Raw genomic sequence first — 17,399 nt, 5'->3', positions numbered from 1 at the left:
GGGTGTGGGGTGTGGGGTGTGGGGTGTGGGGTGTGGGGTGTGGGGAGAATAAATAAAATAGTCTCCTGTCTCCTGTCTCCTGTCTCCCGATAACTGATAACTGATAACTGATGATATTTGTTGCTTTGGCGATTTTAGAACAGGACGGTCGCTTTTTAATGCAGTTGCGCGACGACATCCCGACGATTCTCTATCCGGGGGTGTGGGGTTTATTTGGTGGTCACTTGGAAGCGGGTGAAAGTCCAGAAATAGGGTTAAAACGAGAGTTAAAAGAAGAAATTAACTACGAAGCCCCTAGTTTACGCTATTTTCGCTCTTATAACGATGATAATCTCTCCCGTTATCTTTATCATGTACCCCTGACCGTGGCATTAGAAAAATTAGTGCAAACGGAAGGGCAAGATTTAGCATTATTACCTCCGGCTGCCATCCGTCAAGGGGAATACTATTCCCAGAAGATTAATCAGACTCGTCCTTTAGGAAAAATTCATCGCCAGATATTGCTCGATTTTATAGAACTAGAATTATAGTGGATACTAGAGCCAGACAAGGAACTCCCTTATCTATACGAAAGTCGTAGTTAACACTGCTCCTCACCTCCCTCGAAGGCAAAATGCTCCCGCTTTTTGAATGGCTTTATTGAAACGTCAATCTTATTTTGGCTTTGTCTTTATGAACCAGTCGCGTCCCTCGTTCGTTTCCGTGCAGAAACTCCTATCTGGAGGTGCGATCGCTACCCTAGCAGTTAGTTCCCTGATGGTCCTTACCCCCGCAGCCAAAGGGGAAAAACCCTTAGAAGATAACCCGAAAGCAGTCATCGACCAGGTTTGGCAAATTGTTAATAATGAATTTGTAGATCGTAGTTTTCATCAAATCGATTGGCAAAAAAAACGTCAAGAATTGTTAAGCAGAAATTATACTAATCCCCAACAAGCTTACACAGCAATTCGCGAAGCTTTAAAGGAATTGGATGATACTTATACCCGTTTTTTAACTCCTAGGGAATTTTCTGTCCTCACCAGTCAAACTTCCGGAGAATTATCGGGAATTGGGGTACGTTTAGCTCTCGATAAACGCAGTAACGATCTGGTTGTTGTCGATACGGTGAAAAAATCCCCCGCCAAGGAAGCGGGAGTGAAAAGCGGCGATCGCCTGATCAGAATTAATGGCAAACCCACCGCTTTAATGACCCTAGAACAGGCAATGGAGGCACTACAGGGAGAAGTGGGTACTAGCGTTAGTTTACAGCTTGCCCGTCCCGATAAAGGGGTATTTGAAGTGACTTTGACCCGGGTAGATATCGAAATCCCCTCCGTTAGCTATACCCTTAAACAGGAAGGTGGGGTGAAAGTTGGTTATATTAAACTGGATGAATTTAGTTCCCACGCAGCCGAACAAATGAAAGAGGCGATCGAGGAATTAAGTCAACAACAGGTATCCGGCTATGTTCTCGATCTGCGGGGCAACCCCGGCGGGTTACTATTTGCTAGTGTCGATATCGCTCGTATGTGGATGAAACAGGGCAAAATCGTTAGCACTATCGATCGACGTGGTGGAGATCGTCAATTTATCGCCAATAACACCGCTATTACCGATTTACCCCTAGTAGTCTTGGTTAATAAAGGTTCAGCGAGTGCCAGCGAAATCCTCGCCGGAGCGCTAAAAGAAAATGGCCGGGCGACTTTAGTAGGTACATCGACTTATGGCAAGAGTACCGTCCAATCGGTACACACCCTTTCCGATGGTTCTGGTTTAGCGGTGACAATTGCCCGTTATTATCCCCCCAACGGCGAAAATATCTACAAAAAAGGCATTAAACCCGATGTGCAGATCGAGTTAACCCAAGAACAACAGCTGCGCTTCCGGGATGATCCTTCTTTGCTGGGAACGAAGGATGATCCCCAGTATCAACAGGCGATCTCACTCCTACAATCCCATAGTGTTAAACGTCCCGGCACTGGCAATCTCAATAACCCTTTGAGTAGTCGGGCCGAATAATTGTCCTCAATAATGTCTAAGTAGGTAGGTGGAATTAAATATAAGATGAACGTAGGTTGGGTTGAAGCATGAAACCCAACGCCCGCTCATGTTACGCTACCGCTAACCCATCCTACAAATAATTGTGCCTCCCTACTTAGGGTTTGCGGCAAAAAGTACGGGCGAAGCATTCGGATAGAAAATCTACGTTTCACCGATAGGTTATGCCCAAATGCTTCGCCCCTACAGGACACGGGCCGATGAAGACGCAAGGTGTTGAAGCACGATTCTTTCAAAATCTTGCACCTGTTTCACGAGAAAAGCCACAAAACCCTTACCTTGCCTACATTTCACATTTATTCAGCAAACCCTACTTAATCCCAACCTTGGCGAGATTTTACAATTCCCGACGACCTTCTAAAGCTCTCGCTAAAGTTACTTCATCAGCGTATTCCAGATCGCCGCCCATGGGCAACCCGAAAGCGATACGGGTAACTTTGGTGAAGGGTTTCAGTAAACCCCCGATATACAAAGTCGTGGTTTCCCCTTCGACACTGGGACTGATAGCTAAGATAACTTCCTGAATTTTTTTCTGGCTGACTCTGGTGACTAAAGACTGTATATTTAATTGATCCGGTCCAATCCCATCCATAGGTGAGATAACACCCCCTAAAACGTGATATTTGCCCGAATATTCCCTAGTTTTCTCCAAAGCAATCACATCTCTGGAGTCAGCTACCACACAGATAGTCCCCGTTTCTCGGTTAGGATTGCGGCAAATTTCACAAATCGGTTCGGCCGAAAGGTGAAAACAAACCTGACATAATCCTACTTGTTTTTTAGCCGCTACGATCGCCTGGGCTAATTCGATCGCATCTTGTTCCGGTCGTTTGAGAATATACAGGGCCAAACGTTGGGCGCTTTTGGGTCCGACTCCAGGTAATTTTTGTAACTGCTCGATCAAACGAGCTAAAGGCGGTGTATAAATAGCAGTTAATCCTTACTCAAAGAAAAAAGGGGAAAATAGAATCGTATCATTTCTCATCTCTACTTCAAGAGCATTTGGTTAATTCTATCATAACATTGTTAATAAAAAAAATATAAGGTTTCCCTAAAGCTCAAAAGAAGTTATAGCAGAAATCTAGGAAATTTAAACCATAATAAAATTAGCAAAGATAGGCTGCAAATGGAGATTGCCACACCCAATTTAAAAGCACCTGTCCAGAGATAACGAAGTTCGACAATATGAGAACCAGGTTCTAGTTCTATTTGGATAGTACCATCTGGTGCGACCGTGCTAGGATGAGGTTTTTGATTGACATACAAATGCCAAGCTGGATAGTAGTAGGTTCTAATCTTAATCACTGATCTTTGTGAAGCCGATGCCTTGAAAATTCTTCGGTAGCTATCCCATTGTTCTACTTCAAGAGTTGCCTGTCCACTAACTCTAGTAACATGAGCTTGACCAAGTAAAGGTTGGGGAGCGGGGTTCCCCGTGGGTAGCAGAGGAAGATATTCGGGTACATCTCTTAGTCTATCTGTGTAGGGATCTTTTAGAGCTAGTTTAATTTCTTGAAAGCGGTAATAGGGATCATATTGCGGTTTAACCTTTGCATTGGGGGCAAGATCACCTGGATTATTAAATGAACGAGACCGATGTGCAATTTGATAGTCATAACTTACATTCCCAAACATAGTAACTAATATAGTTAAAACAACAATCACTTTCAGCGATAATTTTTGGCTAACTAATCCACTGATTGCTATGGCAAATATAGATGCAAATCCAAAAGAGAATAGACCCATCAACCGCCAGGGGAATTGCACCATTTGTAGTATCCGACTATATTGCCAGATTCTCTCAGAGGGATAGGTCATTAAAAATGCCAATATTAGGAGAAAAATCAGCCAATAAACAGTTTGTCTAATTTTGCCACTATCCTGACGATAACAAATAAAAATCATTGCCGCTAAAGTTATAATCAGGAGGCTTTGTTGGATAAAAATGGGCTGGATTTCAGAACGCATGGTTTTACTCGCCCAACTTACGGTCGTACCAATTAAATTGGCTTTGAACCCTCCACTTACTATTCTCTGACTATCAAGATTGACAAGAGATTTTTCTAACACTGTGGGGAGCAAATAGAAAGAAGAAATACCAAACCCAAGCAAGGCACTGCCAATGGTTCTAGCGATGGCTTTCCAGGAATGTCCCTGCAATAAAAAACTCAAGACATAGAAAACCCAAAAAATCGTATAAACTAGCAGACTAGGTAAATGAGTCAAAGAAAGAATCGCAAACAAAATGGCTAGTAATAAGCTCCACTTAGGTTGACAGATCGCTTTGTCAGTTAACAGGAGACCTACGGGCAGCCACACTAAAGCCAAGGTTTCCGGTAAAGCTCCCCTAACATAAATATTGAGGAATAGATAAGGTGAGGTTATGTAAACTATCGCCGCTAGACAGGAGACTGCCTTACCCCAACGATTACGACTGTAGAGATAGAAACTCAGTCCTGCACCGAAAAAGATTAACGTGCAAAGGGCAATAATGGCTTTTTGAGTGTCTAAACCACTAATTTTAAGGAAAGACCCTAGATAAAAAAATAAGGGAGGATAGAAAACAAAAGTAGGGCTACCGTAGCCATAGTTCATTCCCGCTAACCAGCGAGGGTAGATAATACCTTCGCTGAGTTGCTGACTAAAGTGTTGTAACCATTGGACATGAAAGAGGATGTCATGAGCGTTAAATATAATGCCACCCTGAATCATTTTATAGTTAATGGCGATCGCTGTAAGAAGTAAAATCGCAATAATGCTAATTTCTCTTTTCCTGAAAATCCTGATAATCATGTCCTGTTTTTCGGCCGAAATTTCAAAAATAGAGATTAGCTATTAAGCATAGCGAAGATTCGGAAGTGATCCCCCAAAATGTTTCGGGCTAATTTACTTTAGATACAGTTTGATTTTTTACACTCCCCCGATCACTGTTTAAGACCTTTTTGGTAAACGGACATCGATAACACTGGTGTTGAAATTATAATTATCTCCTTCCAACTCGATTAAAGTGCCAATTTTCACCTTTTGACCGCCAACAACCGCACCAGTGTCGGTAACTTCCGCTTGACCACTGAGAGTCATAATCATATCTTGAGAATAGTTTTCCGTGCGGGGATCCGGTAGGACTTTCACACTACCATCCGGCTGCGGAACTAAGACATTTCTCGATAAAGGTTTAACATTTTTTATATCCACTTGACCGGCCGGTTGATTACGAATAACAATATTAGTTTTCTTCTCGGTATTGAATTGATTAATCAAAGCATTGGGATTGAGAACACTTAAACCCCGGACAATAACATCCACTTCTATGGGTTCTTTGGTAACTTGAGCGATCGTACTTTTACCACTTGTCCCCGGTACAACAAAAATACCGATAATTGTCAATAAAATTACTAAGGCCGCTCCGATATCAAGCAAGCTAAATTTACCGAATAAACGTCCTTTTGAGTCTAATAACTGCATAGCCTTGAATTTATATAGATGACTATTCCTAGAGATCGAGCCTAGAGAGTAAATTCTATCACGATCGGAATCTTGGTCGCAGACAGGAAGTCTGACTTAAGATAGAAGATCGGAGTCTCACACGGAGCGATCGATAGACAATGGCGGGTAAAACTCAACTTAAGAAACAAGAAAAGCAATTATCTCCACTCGATCTGACCCCTTCTGACGGTAACAACCTCGAAAAAGTTGCCCCCGTTAAACATTGGTCGATCGAAGATAGCGAAAATCTCTATCGCATCCAAGGCTGGGGAGAACCCTATTTCTCGATCAATGCCGCAGGAAATATTACCGTTTCGCCCCAGGGAGAAAGGGGCGGTTCTTTGGACTTATACGAGTTAGTTTCGGCGATTAAGCGGCGAAATATCGGTTTACCCCTGCTAATTCGGTTTAGTGATATTTTGGAAGACCGGATCGAGCGCCTAAATGCCTGTTTTAACCGAGCGATCGCCCGTTATAATTATGCCAATGTCTATCGCGGTGTCTATCCGATCAAGTGCAATCAACACCGTCACATCGTCGAGTCTTTAGTGCGTTTTGGCAAACCCTATCAATTTGGGTTGGAGGCTGGTTCAAAACCTGAGCTAATGATTGCTTTAGCGACCCTAGAACCTGCCTTAAACGGCAAAAATGACAAAACACAACCCTTGCTAATTTGTAACGGCTATAAGGACAAAGAATACATCGAAACTGCTCTTTTGACCACTCGTCTCGGTCATCGGCCTTTGATTGTCATCGAACAATTGGAGGAATTATATTTAACCCTGCGCGTCAGTCGTCAGTTAGGAATTGCCCCTCATTTGGGAGTGCGTGCGAAACTGGGGACAAAAGGGGTGGGCCGTTGGGGATGTTCCACGGGAGACCGGGCCAAATTCGGTTTAACCGTCCCGGAAATCTTAACGGTGGTGACGGAATTAGAACAAGCGGGGATGTTAGATTGTCTGCAACTGCTGCACTATCATATCGGGTCGCAAATCTCCGCTATTAGCGTTATTAAGGATGCCATTCGCGAAGCTAGTCAGATTTATGTGGAATTAGCAAAATTAGGGGCAAATATGACCTATCTCGATGTGGGGGGTGGTTTAGGGGTGGATTACGATGGCTCAAAAACTAACTTCTACGCCTCAAAAAACTACAATATGCAGAATTATGCCAATGATATCGTGGCTGAGGTCAAGGAAGCTTGTGAAGATGCCCAGATTTCACCCCCAATTCTCATCAGTGAAAGTGGCCGGGCGATCGCTTCTCATCAATCGGTGTTAGTCTTTGATATCTTGGGAAGTAGCGAGGTTCCCCAAAATCCCCCCGATCCCTGCAATGGGAAAGAACACCTCATCCTCCGTAATCTCTGGGAAACCTACACGGGTATCGATGAGCGCAATTATCAGGAAGCTTATCACGATGCGGGACAGTTCAAAGAGGAAGCGATTAGTCTGTTTAATTTCGGTTATCTCAGTCTCAAGGAACGAGCTAGAGCCGAACAATTGTACTGGGCTTGTTGTCACAAAATTCTGCAAGTGGCCCGACAAGAGGATTATGTTCCCGATGACTTGGAAGACTTAGAGCAAATTATGGCCTCAATTTATTATGCCAATCTCTCGGTTTTTCAGTCAGTTCCCGATAGTTGGGCGATCGATCAACTATTTCCAATTATGCCGATCCATCGTCTTGATCGAGAACCTACTCAAAGAGGAATTCTCGCCGATTTAACCTGTGATAGTGATGGGAAAATTGCCCAGTTTATCGATTTGCGCGGGGACATAAAATCAGTTTTAGAATTGCATCCGTTGGAGTACAAAAACGGGAAACATTCTCCAGAACCCTATTATCTAGGAATGTTTTTGGTGGGTGCTTATCAAGAGATTATGGGCAATTTACATAATCTTTTTGGCGATACTAACGTGGTACATATTCAGATGAGTCCCAAGGGGTACGATATCGAGTATCTAGTCAAAGGAGATACGATCACGGAAGTATTAAGTTATGTGCAGTATTCTGCGGAAGACCTGTTAGAAAGAATTCGTCTTCGTTGTGAACAAGCTTTGCAGGAAAATCGCATGACTGTGGAAGAATCCCAGTTACTACTACAGGATTATGAACGCAGTTTGCGACGTTATACCTATCTAGTGGGTGGGGATTAATAGAGGTTACTTGTGGGGGAAATTTAGCTCATTTTCCCTTTTTAAAGCATTGATCGCAGAATTTTGGGCTAATGCTACCTCTGGTAGTACATTTATATGTATTTTCTCACTCCTTTCTTGCCGTCCCGCAGGAGGGAAGCGACATCAACATCTATTTCGTAAAAATTTAGTTACAAATACTTTGCGATTTGTGTCAATAACTTGCTACCTGCTACTTTTGCTACAGGAAATAGGTTACAACCCACATTCCGCATTTCTTATCATTCAATTGATAATTTGATAATTATTACTAATACATTGCTTACAACCCATTGGCAGGAAGGATTATAGCTACAATTATTGATTTTCATCAAGGTGATATAAAAATATATAAAAATATATAAAAATGTGCGTAATTTCGGTTACAACTAATGATGGAATAGAGTAAGTGGGTGGGTGGAATTAAGTATAAGATGAACGTAGGTTGGGCTTCGGCCGTGAGCTTTTGCCGAACGGTTGAAGAATGAAACCCAACTCCTGCTCATGTTACGCTACCGCCAACCCATCCTACCAATAATTTTGCCTCCCTACTTAAAAGTCTTTACTCAAGGAGAAAAAAGATGCTTGACCAAAGTTTCAACCTATCAGACAGCAATGTTTTAGATGATATCTTCCAGTTACCAACCCTTGGCGTGGGATCAGGTTTGGGACGCTCCGACTTGATTACCCCTTTTGTCCGCAAAAGTCTCCAGGGACTGGATTATGACTTTTTAAGCAATTCTCTGGAAGAATACCAGCTAGAACTGAAAAATCGCTGGCAATCATCCGAATCCCTTTCCTCTTGGCCTCAAGACGGTGATTTTTTAACAGGTCAAAGTAGTTTTGTGGGTCTTGTCAGTTCTGTTGACCTAGCCGGCAATACCCTCGCCACTGCCAGAGCGATTACCGTCGGTTCCAGCACCACCAGTTACACCGATTGGGTAGGAAGCACCGATACCAACGATTACTATCGTTTCACCCTCGCTAATTCTAGTAACTTTAATCTCGGTCTCACCGGACTGACCGCCGACGCGGACGTGCGACTGTTAAATAGTAGCGGTTCTTTCATTGCCTCCTCTACTAACGGTGGTACGGCTTCTGAGAGCATTACCAGTCAGTTGAGTGCAGGCACCTACTACATTCGTGTCTATCCCTATCAAAGTGCTAATACCAACTATAATCTCGCTGTTTCGGCTACCAGTGACGGTGGTGGAACTGGATTTAACTCCACCTATGGTTACGGTTTAGTTAACGCTGCCGCTGCCGTTGCTCAAGCAATTAGTCAACCCACTTTTGCCGATGTTCCTAACTTGGGAGGTAATAACTGGGGTAATGATATGGTTAACGCCCCTGAAGCTTGGGCAAGAGGTTATACAGGACAAGGTGTTACAGTGGCTGTAATTGATTCTGGTGTGGACATTTCCCACCAAGACCTGAGCAATAATATTTGGGGCAATACAGGGGAAATTGCCAGTAATGGCATTGATGACGACGGAAATGGCTACATTGATGACATCAATGGCTGGAACTTTGGTGTCGGTCAAAATAACAATAACGTTCTACCCGGAACCAATTCTTCTGGACAAGGACACGGAACTCACGTCGCTGGGACAATTGCCGCCGCTAATAACGGCATTGGTATGACGGGCGTTGCCTATAATTCCCGAATTATGGCGATTCGTATGGGAGATGTAGATTCACAAGGTCGGTTTACTAATGGGGGCAACCTTGCTCAAGCCATCCGTTATGCAGTGGATAATGGCGCTCGTGTCATTAATATGAGTTTGGGATGGACTGATTCAACTGCTTTAAGCGATGCCCTTGCCTATGCCGCTAGTCGCAATGTGATTACGGTTAGTGCAGCTGGCAACTCTAGCTTGTCTTCTCCCGGAACACCTGCATACTACGCTACCCAATACGGTCTTTCCGTCGGTGCCGTCGATAGCAGCCGGACAATTGCTAGTTTCTCCAATCGTGCCGGAACTAACAGCAGTATGCAGCACGTTATGGCTCCGGGGGTGAATGTTTATTCGACCTTACCGGGCAACCAATATGCGAGCTACAGCGGAACCTCGATGGCGGCTCCCCATGTGGCAGGAGTAGTGGCTTTAATGCTCGGGGCTAATCCCAACTTAACCCATGCTCAAGTCCGCAGTATTCTCACTAGCAGTGCTGTCCGTCTTCCTTAAAACGCTATTGATGCTCACAACCCAGAGCATTCCTAGTTAACCAATGCTGAAGAAAGTCTCTGTTGGATTCTGCACGAGGCTTTTCTTCAGCAAAAATAACAGCCAAATCGCCAAAACTATGATTTATCCTAACTTTCGCTGGTTCCTAAGTTTGACCATTATTCTAGTTACAATGATGAGCTTTACTGACCCGAATTTCTCTCAATCAAAACAGGGTATTTCTGGTACTATTCTTCGTCTTAGCGGCGACCAAATGCCCACTATAGACACAACATCCTTGAGAACAAAACCTGAACCTATTAAAACAACTATTTGGATTTTTTCAGGTAGAATTCCCGCTCAAGGAACCAACTGGCCAGTAGCCCAAGCCCAAAAACATTCTCACCTAATCAAGCAAATAAGTAGTGATTCTCAAGGTAATTTTTTGGTGGAATTGCCCTCAGGGGAATATACTCTCCTCGCTCAATATGATGACAATTTGTACCTCAATAATTTTTTAGGGGACGGCAGCTATGGAACCGTACAAGTGACTAACGGTCAAATTGTCAATATTCAGTTAATTAACACGGAAAAAGCTTATTTTTAGCAATTATCGTCCCAAAACGCTCAAGAAATAACATTTCTTGAGAGTGAGATAGAAGAAAATAATTTACTATCTTGCTTGATTACGTCTGCATTTCGCCAGTATTTGAATTGGCGAATTCCTAGTCTTTTTAATTACGATAGGTCTGGCTCTGTAATTTCTTCGGCGATGTTCTCTAGCATTCTTGGAATCTCTTCTTCCGTTACGTCATTTCTTCGGCTAACATTTAAAATATCACCTTCTTTTAATTGTTCGAGTATATTCTCGGCTAGTCTTTTCGTATAAGTTCGTTTACTGGCGACAAAATCTAACTCTTCGCTCAAGGGTTTCCGACAATTATCGCACTTAAATTGACGACGATTAACTTGTGGGTACACTGGTTGTCCTGAGAGCGGCGAATCTTTGACTAAATGGGGTTTGCTGAATAAATCTAAAAACCTTGTTTGATAAGACTTTTAGACTTTTTTGAAATCCAAAAGTGGTGGACATGGGAGTGATCAGGGGGAAAATTCGGCTCTTCTAGGTTCTGTGTGATAAGTTTAACTCACTATATGATCGATCTTTGTGTCCTTTGTGTCTTTGTGGTTCGTTCCACCCCCTCGCTAGGAGTAATGTATCTTAGAATACATTTTACCCACCAAACCTGGGAGAGCCAAAATCCCAGGACTTTTTCCCTGAAAATTAGGTAATTGACCCCCTCAAAATGGGTAAAACCCCACACTCTACCCCCACGAAAAACTTTTTGCCGCAAACCCTATCTAGTGGGTGGGGATTGATGATTGCTCTTGCCGATCGAGTAATCGATCGAGGATGATAGAAAATAGACAAAATAGATAGGCAGTAAGGGGAAGCAGTGGAAAAGGGAACGCTGGTAGAATTTCGCGTCCAAGGAGAAAGGCGCTTAGGGGTGATCGATCGCCCAGAAGGGAAAAAAGATTGGATCGTCATCGATCAAGGGGGAAACCCGCATAAACTGCGTCCCCAACGCTTCGATTACATTATCAAAGCAGGTCCGTCCAACTATAAAGAGATCGGCAATTTTCTGCGAGAAGTCCAACCCTATCTAGACCCTAGTGGTTTAGAAGTGGCCTGGGAATTATTGGCCGGGGAAAATCAGTTAGTCACTCCCGAAACCATGGCCGAGATCCTCTTTTCCGATCGCGGTCCCCAGTTTTGCTATGCAGCCCATTGTCTCTTGAGTGAGGATAAAGTTTATTTTAAAAATAAAGGGGATGGTTACGAGGCCCGCTCTGAAAATCAGGTAGAGGAAATCAAACACCAGCTAGAGGTGGAACAACAGCGTCAACGGGAAAAAGTCCAATTTCTCCAACGTCTCCAACAGGCCCTGGCCGGTGAAACGGTAGAATGGTCAGAAAGCGATCAAATTCGTCTGGAGTCTCTAGAAAAATTTATCCTCCAACCCGAACAAAAATATCCGGCAGCCACGGACATACTCTCCCTGTTGGGCCGTTCCCAAACCCCCGAGGCTGCTTTTGAATTGTTAGTCGATTTGAAATGGTGGAGTAGTCACGAAAACCTTTTCCTGCGACGCAGTTCCTACCCTGTTCAATTCTCGAAAAAGGTACTTGATGTGACGCGTCTTAATTTACTCAATCCCCCTGCGGATGCGGATGTCAACAATCGTCTCGATTTAACCCACCAAAAAATTTATACCATCGACGATGAAAGTACCGAGGAAATCGATGACGGATTATCGGTGGAAATGCTCGCGGATGGTGGTCATCGTCTCTGGATCCATATTGCCGATCCTAGCCGTTTAGTGCGTCCCGATGATGAATTGGACCTAGAAGCGCGTCGTCGCAGTACCAGTCTCTATCTTCCCACGGGAATGGTTCCCATGTTTCCCCTAGAATTGGCCGCAGGTCCAATGAGTTTGGTACAGGGTAAACTTTGTCCTGCCTTGAGTTTTGGGGTAATCCTCGATGAAACGGGAGCGATCGCCGATTATCGTATCCATCCTAGTACAATTAAACCTACCTATCGCCTCACCTACGAAGATGTGGATGAAATGTTACATCTGGATCTGCAGCATGAACCGGAAGTGAAGATTCTCAACCGTTGGGCCAAACAACGCCACGCATGGCGCAAATCTCAGGGATCGATTAACATCCAAATGCCAGAATCATCCATTAAGGTGAAGGCTAACGACGAAATTATCATAGAATTGCAGGAAGTGTCCCCATCTCGGCAATTAGTGGCGGAAATGATGATTTTAGCCGGAGAAATCGCCGGTCGCTACTGTCAGGAACACGAGATTCCCGTGCCTTTCCGGGGACAACCACAACCAGAATTACCCCCCGATGAGGAGTTAATTTTACTACCCGCCGGCCCTGTGCGTTCCTGTGCCTTGCGTCGCTGTATGCCGCGCAGTGAGATGACGACGATTCCTAACCGTCATGCTAGTCTGGGATTGAATACCTATTCCCAAGTAACTTCGCCAATTCGCCGTTATACTGACCTTTTGACCCATTTTCAACTAAAAGCCCATCTCCGGGGCGATCAACTGCCTTTTACCCGGGATAGAATGCAGGAAATTCTCTATAGTGTCGCTAGTTCGGCCCTGGAAGCCACCTCGGTGGAACGACAAACTAATCGTTATTGGAGTTTGGAATTTTTGCGACGACAGGGAGATCAAGTCTGGCAAGCTTTGGTATTGCGCTGGCTGCGGGAAGAGGAAAATTTAGGCTTGATTTTATTGGAGGAATTGGGGTTAGAATTACCCCATCGTTTTGAGCGATCGGTATCTTTAGGCGATCGCTTTCAAGTACAAGTTAGTCGCTCTGATCCCCACCGCGATGAGATCCGTTTTCGCGAGTTATCGGGTTTTGTCTCCTCCCAAGCAAGTTAATCTCTCGCGGAGACAGAATTCAAGAGTCGGGAGATAGGGGTTTAGGGAAATTTCAGCCAAATGCTCCACTCCCCTCTACCCTCTCCTTGAGTTAGCAGGTTCGTCATCTGATCCGTCTATTTCGGGTGCGGAACCTCTTGGCAGACTTTAAATACCGAACAATTTATTATACTAAATCCGTTGAGTATAGGCCACATATCAGGAGAGGCACTCATGCAAGAGGCAAAAGGGAGAATAATCGCTCTTCTGGAACTTTCGGAAATCCCCGACCGAATCCAGATTCTAAAACCCTTGCTTGACAAGTGATCGCTAACTTTTTTTCTAATAAAAACTCAAATTTGGCTATCTTGGATTTGGTGGGTAAAATGTATTCTAAGATACATTCCTCCTAGCGAGGGGGTGGAACGAACCACAAAGACACAGAGGACACAAAGATTGATCGATCCTATGTAAGTTAAACTTATCACACAGAACCTAGAAGATCCGAAGAGCGATAAGCCGTCAGCTTTTTGCTGTGATCAGTAAACAGTGAACTGAAAACTCAAATCCGATCCCTGATAGGCTAAGACGCATTTAAACCGCTTATTCTTAGACTAGCCGAACCTCCCCCAATCCCTTTACTGTTGCCTTTTACCTCTTGCCTTTTGCCTCGTCTCAACAAGCAATTTAAATTACGAACAGCTTAGCTGTCTCCTGACTCCTGACCCCACTAACAAACTTTTTCAGAAAACCCTACTCACTTTTCACCCGATCTGCCCGGTCTTGCTATTGTTAAAAGTATAGAACCTCCGAAAAAGGTCTCAACTCTGTGCAGTTAAAACAAGTCATCATCGCTCATAAGGCCAACCATCCCCAAAGTAAAGCATGGGCGGAAAAATGCGCTAAACAGTTAGAAGCCCGTCAGTGTAAAGTTTTAATGGGACCCAGTGGCTTTAAAGATAATCCCTATCCGGTATTTTTAGCCTCAGCATCGGAAAAAATCGACCTTGCCATCGTTTTGGGGGGAGATGGAACCATTTTAGCTGCCGCTCGCTATTTAGCTCACGAAGACATTCCGATTTTAGCGGTGAATGTCGGCGGCCATCTGGGATTTTTAACGGAACCCTTTGATATTTTCCAGGATACGGAGACGGTCTGGGAGCGTTTACAATCTGATCACTATGCGGTACAACAACGGATGATGTTAACGGCCAGAATCTATGAAGGGGATAAAAGAAATCCGCAGCCAGTGAGCGAGGCATTTTATGCCCTGAATGAGATGTGTGTGAAACCCGCTAGTATCGATAGGATGCCCACCTCAATCCTCGAAATCGAAGTGGACGGGGAAATAGTAGATCAGTACCAAGGCGACGGACTATTAGTGGCTACTCCCACGGGATCCACCTGTTACACCGCTTCCGCTAATGGCCCGATTATACACCCCGGCATGGAAGCGATCGCTGTCACCCCGATTTGTCCCTTGAGTCTCTCCAGTCGGCCGATTGTCATTCCCCCAGCATCTCTGGTCAGTATTTGGCCTCTAGGAGACTACGAGTTAAATACTAAACTCTGGATGGATGGTGCTTTAGCCACTTCCATTTGGCCCGGGCAATGGGTGGGAGTTACTAAAGCCGAAAAATTCGCCCAATTTATTATCCTGCGGGAAAGTTATTCTTTTTATCAGACTCTACAGGAAAAACTGCAATGGGCCGGGGCGAGAATTCATTATGATGGCAATCGTCATAATTAGGGTTTGCGGCAAAAAGTTTTTCGTGGGGACAGGGTGTAGGGTGTAGGGTTTTACCGATTTTGAGGGGGTCAATTACCTAATTTTCAGGGAAAAAGTCCCTGAATTTTCCCCCCAATCACTCCAAAGGTCGACACTTTTTGAGGGAAAAAAAGTCTAAAAACCTTATCCAACAAGGTTTTTAGATTTATTGAGCAAGCCCTAAGTATATCTTCTAAAATTGGTCATTACTTCCGATTTTATCAGTAAATCTAGGCTTTTGGGGGTAGAACCCCCCAAACCCAGAAGCGCATTTGCTGATTGTCGGTATTTCTGCAAGAGAGGGTCAAAAGTTGTCAAAATATTTGACAAAGTTGCCACTTTATGGTAAGAAATTGGGTTATTATTATCCCTTAAATTTTAAATTTCATCCCATCCAGTTAAGCCAGAAGACATAACATAACTGGTAACAGTTGCTTCAAAAAAGTTAGCTTTGGTGTGGCCTTCTTTTTTGGTATCGGAAAAGCGTTCCAGATGGTTATAGGGACTTTTGTTATACTTTTCTTCCCTGTATAAAGGCTCAAGTCCGATCGCTTTTAGCCGAATATTAGCGAGGTATTTAGTGTACTGTTCGGTACTGTATTCGGTAATACCTAAAATGTCGTTGCCAACGATGTGATTTGTCCAGCGACATTCGTGTTTAACGGCACTATCGAACATCTCATAAATCTGTTCAACGGAATGGGGAAAAATTGCCATGGCTTCGGGAATAAGTTTTTGATACAAACGGACGTGACTTAATTCGTCCCGGTTGATCATTTTGAAAACGTCAGCACTACCGGACATTAGCTGTCGAGAAGCGAGATTATAGAAAAAGATAAAGCCGTTATAAAAATACAAACTCTCCAGTAAATAGTCGGCAAGAAGAGCGATAAAATAGCTTTCAGTAGTTTGTTTATCGATGTATTGCTGGTAGAGACTAGCAATAAATTCACAGCGATCCTTGAGAACTTTATCGGTGCGCCAAAAGTCATAAACTTCGCCTCTGCGATCCGAGGGAATAATCGTTTCAATTAAGTATTGATAACTTTGATTGTGCATGGCCTCTTGAGAAATTTGTTCCGCCATACAAAGACTAATTTCTGGCGCAGTGACGCTACCTTTTAGGTGGGGAATATTACAGGTTTGCACGGAATCAAGAAAAGTTAGATAGGACAAAATACCATCATAAGCATATCTTTCTTCGTCGGTAAGATGCCCGTATTCAGTCACGTCTTGAGTGATATCTAAGCGTTGCGGGATCCAGAAATTTTCCCGCATTTGTTGATATAAACCCACCGACCAGGTGTAGCGGACATCGTTTAACTGCATCAGGTTGGTGGTGTTACCAAACCAGATCGAACGGTTTTCGATCGCATCATCTCCCGACGGATTGAAGATCGGGGAAATGGGCATCGAATGGCAAGAATTAACTAAATGTAAGGACATGACTACTTGGACATTAAGGCACTTTTAGGTTATAATAGGTTTTCGGTAAAAAGTCAAATGGTTTGATTAGGGATAAATTCAAAATCTAGGGCTTCTGCCAAAGTAAATGGGCAATCGTTCGGGAATTTCTCTAGGTTTATCCCTGTTTCAACAGCGGCTTTTTTTCTAGCCTTATTATAGCATTTTTTGAAATTTTCTTCTGTTAAAAAACTCTTAAGACTAGGGCTATTTTCTAAATCTTCTTCGATTCTTTCGCGATGCTCAAAAAGGTTTAATGCCCAGCTTCTGGTTTGTTTTTCTGGCTCTTGTAAGTATTTTAGTAAATGCCATAAAATCACGCTCAGATTGCTTTTTAATGCTTTCTGTTGACTGATAGATATAGATTTTATTTCTTCAATTAAATTCTCTAAATCTAATTCAGAAAATTGATGATTTTCTAGCAAAAATATGGTTTTATCTATCCAGAGATAGTAGTCTTTTTCGTATAAGTTCTTTTCCATAATTCGCCAATTTAAAAATGAAACGCATCAACCTCAAGAGTTGACAAAGAAATGCTCATCAGGTACTGTCTGATCATTAACAAAAACAAATCAGACCCAAAAACGAAGCCCCCAACATCTTAACATAGAACAAAGAAACTTGCTCTACCAGCTTAGTCAAGAGGGAAATTTATCGTATAACTGCTAAAATAGCAATGACTAAAATATCGGTTAATAAATGTTTTTGGGTTGGGGACACTCTCGGTTCAGGAATATCGGCTCTCCCAGGTTTGGTGGGTAAAATGTATTCTAAGATACATTCCTCCTAGCGAGGGGGTGGAACGAACCACTCCAGACACAAAGGACACAAAGATCGATCAATCCTA

12 protein-coding genes and 1 pseudogene are annotated in these 17,399 nt (G+C 43.4%); 7 read left to right on the top strand and 6 right to left on the bottom strand.

Annotation, left to right across the window (positions count from 1 at the left end):
* The first annotated feature begins 110 nt into the window (after window positions 1–110).
* A complete protein-coding gene (locus O9323_RS04790) occupies window positions 111–530 on the top strand; it encodes an NUDIX hydrolase (RefSeq protein ID WP_130757200.1) in 420 nt (139 codons plus the stop codon).
* Between the two features lie 142 nt (window positions 531–672).
* Window positions 673–1,998: a carboxyl-terminal processing protease CtpB gene (ctpB, locus tag O9323_RS04785; RefSeq protein WP_043997463.1), complete on the top strand. Its 1,326-nt coding sequence runs from the start codon at window positions 673–675 to the stop codon at window positions 1,996–1,998.
* 376 nt (window positions 1,999–2,374) lie between these two features.
* On the opposite strand, the gene recR is transcribed toward ctpB, so the two are convergent.
* The 3 genes from recR to O9323_RS04770 all read right to left on the bottom strand — a co-directional run bounded on the left by recR (window position 2,375) and on the right by O9323_RS04770 (window position 5,502).
* Window positions 2,375–2,965, bottom strand: coding sequence for a recombination mediator RecR (gene recR, locus O9323_RS04780; RefSeq protein WP_043999193.1), 591 nt, complete (start codon window positions 2,963–2,965; stop codon window positions 2,375–2,377).
* A 140-nt stretch (window positions 2,966–3,105) separates the two neighbouring features.
* Window positions 3,106–4,830 (bottom strand): 6-pyruvoyl-tetrahydropterin synthase-related protein, encoded by a 1,725-nt coding sequence (locus O9323_RS04775; RefSeq protein ID WP_130757202.1) that lies wholly within the window; start codon window positions 4,828–4,830, stop codon window positions 3,106–3,108.
* Between the two features lie 138 nt (window positions 4,831–4,968).
* Window positions 4,969–5,502 carry a DUF4330 domain-containing protein gene (locus O9323_RS04770; RefSeq protein WP_002737551.1) on the bottom strand — a complete coding sequence of 178 codons (534 nt, stop codon included), beginning with the start codon at window positions 5,500–5,502 and terminating at the stop codon, window positions 4,969–4,971.
* Between the two features lie 140 nt (window positions 5,503–5,642).
* Between O9323_RS04770 and speA the strand changes: the two genes are divergently transcribed.
* The 3 genes from speA (at window position 5,643) to O9323_RS04755 (ending at window position 10,475) form a co-directional block, all read left to right on the top strand.
* Window positions 5,643–7,682, top strand: a complete 2,040-nt coding sequence (gene speA / locus O9323_RS04765) for a biosynthetic arginine decarboxylase (protein ID WP_024969595.1) — start codon at window positions 5,643–5,645, stop codon at window positions 7,680–7,682.
* A 599-nt stretch (window positions 7,683–8,281) separates the two neighbouring features.
* A complete protein-coding gene (locus O9323_RS04760; RefSeq protein ID WP_288124764.1) occupies window positions 8,282–9,889 on the top strand; it encodes a S8 family serine peptidase in 1,608 nt (535 codons plus the stop codon).
* 172 nt (window positions 9,890–10,061) lie between these two features.
* On the top strand, window positions 10,062–10,475 hold the full coding sequence (locus O9323_RS04755; protein WP_288124763.1) for a hypothetical protein: 414 nt from the start codon (window positions 10,062–10,064) through the stop codon (window positions 10,473–10,475).
* A 134-nt stretch (window positions 10,476–10,609) separates the two neighbouring features.
* Here the strand turns inward: O9323_RS04755 and O9323_RS04750 are convergent.
* Window positions 10,610–10,885, bottom strand: a pseudogene (locus tag O9323_RS04750) (ISL3 family transposase); the annotation flags it as partial.
* A gap of 440 nt (window positions 10,886–11,325) precedes the next feature.
* On the opposite strand from O9323_RS04750, the gene O9323_RS04745 reads away from it, so the two are divergent.
* On the top strand, window positions 11,326–13,341 hold the full coding sequence (locus O9323_RS04745) for a ribonuclease catalytic domain-containing protein (RefSeq protein WP_288124762.1): 2,016 nt from the start codon (window positions 11,326–11,328) through the stop codon (window positions 13,339–13,341).
* Between the two features lie 808 nt (window positions 13,342–14,149).
* On the top strand, window positions 14,150–15,070 hold the full coding sequence (locus O9323_RS04740) for an NAD(+) kinase (RefSeq protein WP_002751885.1): 921 nt from the start codon (window positions 14,150–14,152) through the stop codon (window positions 15,068–15,070).
* Window positions 15,071–15,466: 396 nt separating this feature from the next.
* On the opposite strand, the gene O9323_RS04735 is transcribed toward O9323_RS04740, so the two are convergent.
* Together O9323_RS04735 and O9323_RS04730 are read right to left on the bottom strand one after the other, a co-directional pair.
* A complete protein-coding gene (locus tag O9323_RS04735; protein ID WP_016515829.1) occupies window positions 15,467–16,534 on the bottom strand; it encodes a ribonucleotide-diphosphate reductase subunit beta in 1,068 nt (355 codons plus the stop codon).
* Window positions 16,535–16,587: 53 nt separating this feature from the next.
* On the bottom strand, window positions 16,588–17,034 hold the full coding sequence (locus O9323_RS04730; protein ID WP_002751881.1) for a DUF29 domain-containing protein: 447 nt from the start codon (window positions 17,032–17,034) through the stop codon (window positions 16,588–16,590).
* Window positions 17,035–17,399: the final 365 nt, after the last annotated feature.

Origin of the sequence: Microcystis sp. LE19-131.1A (assembly GCF_027532015.1) — a bacterium.
GTDB lineage: Bacteria > Cyanobacteriota > Cyanobacteriia > Cyanobacteriales > Microcystaceae > Microcystis > Microcystis ichthyoblabe_A.
The sequence above is the reverse complement of the archived record's forward strand: the minus strand, read 5'-3'. Positions and strand labels throughout refer to the sequence as shown.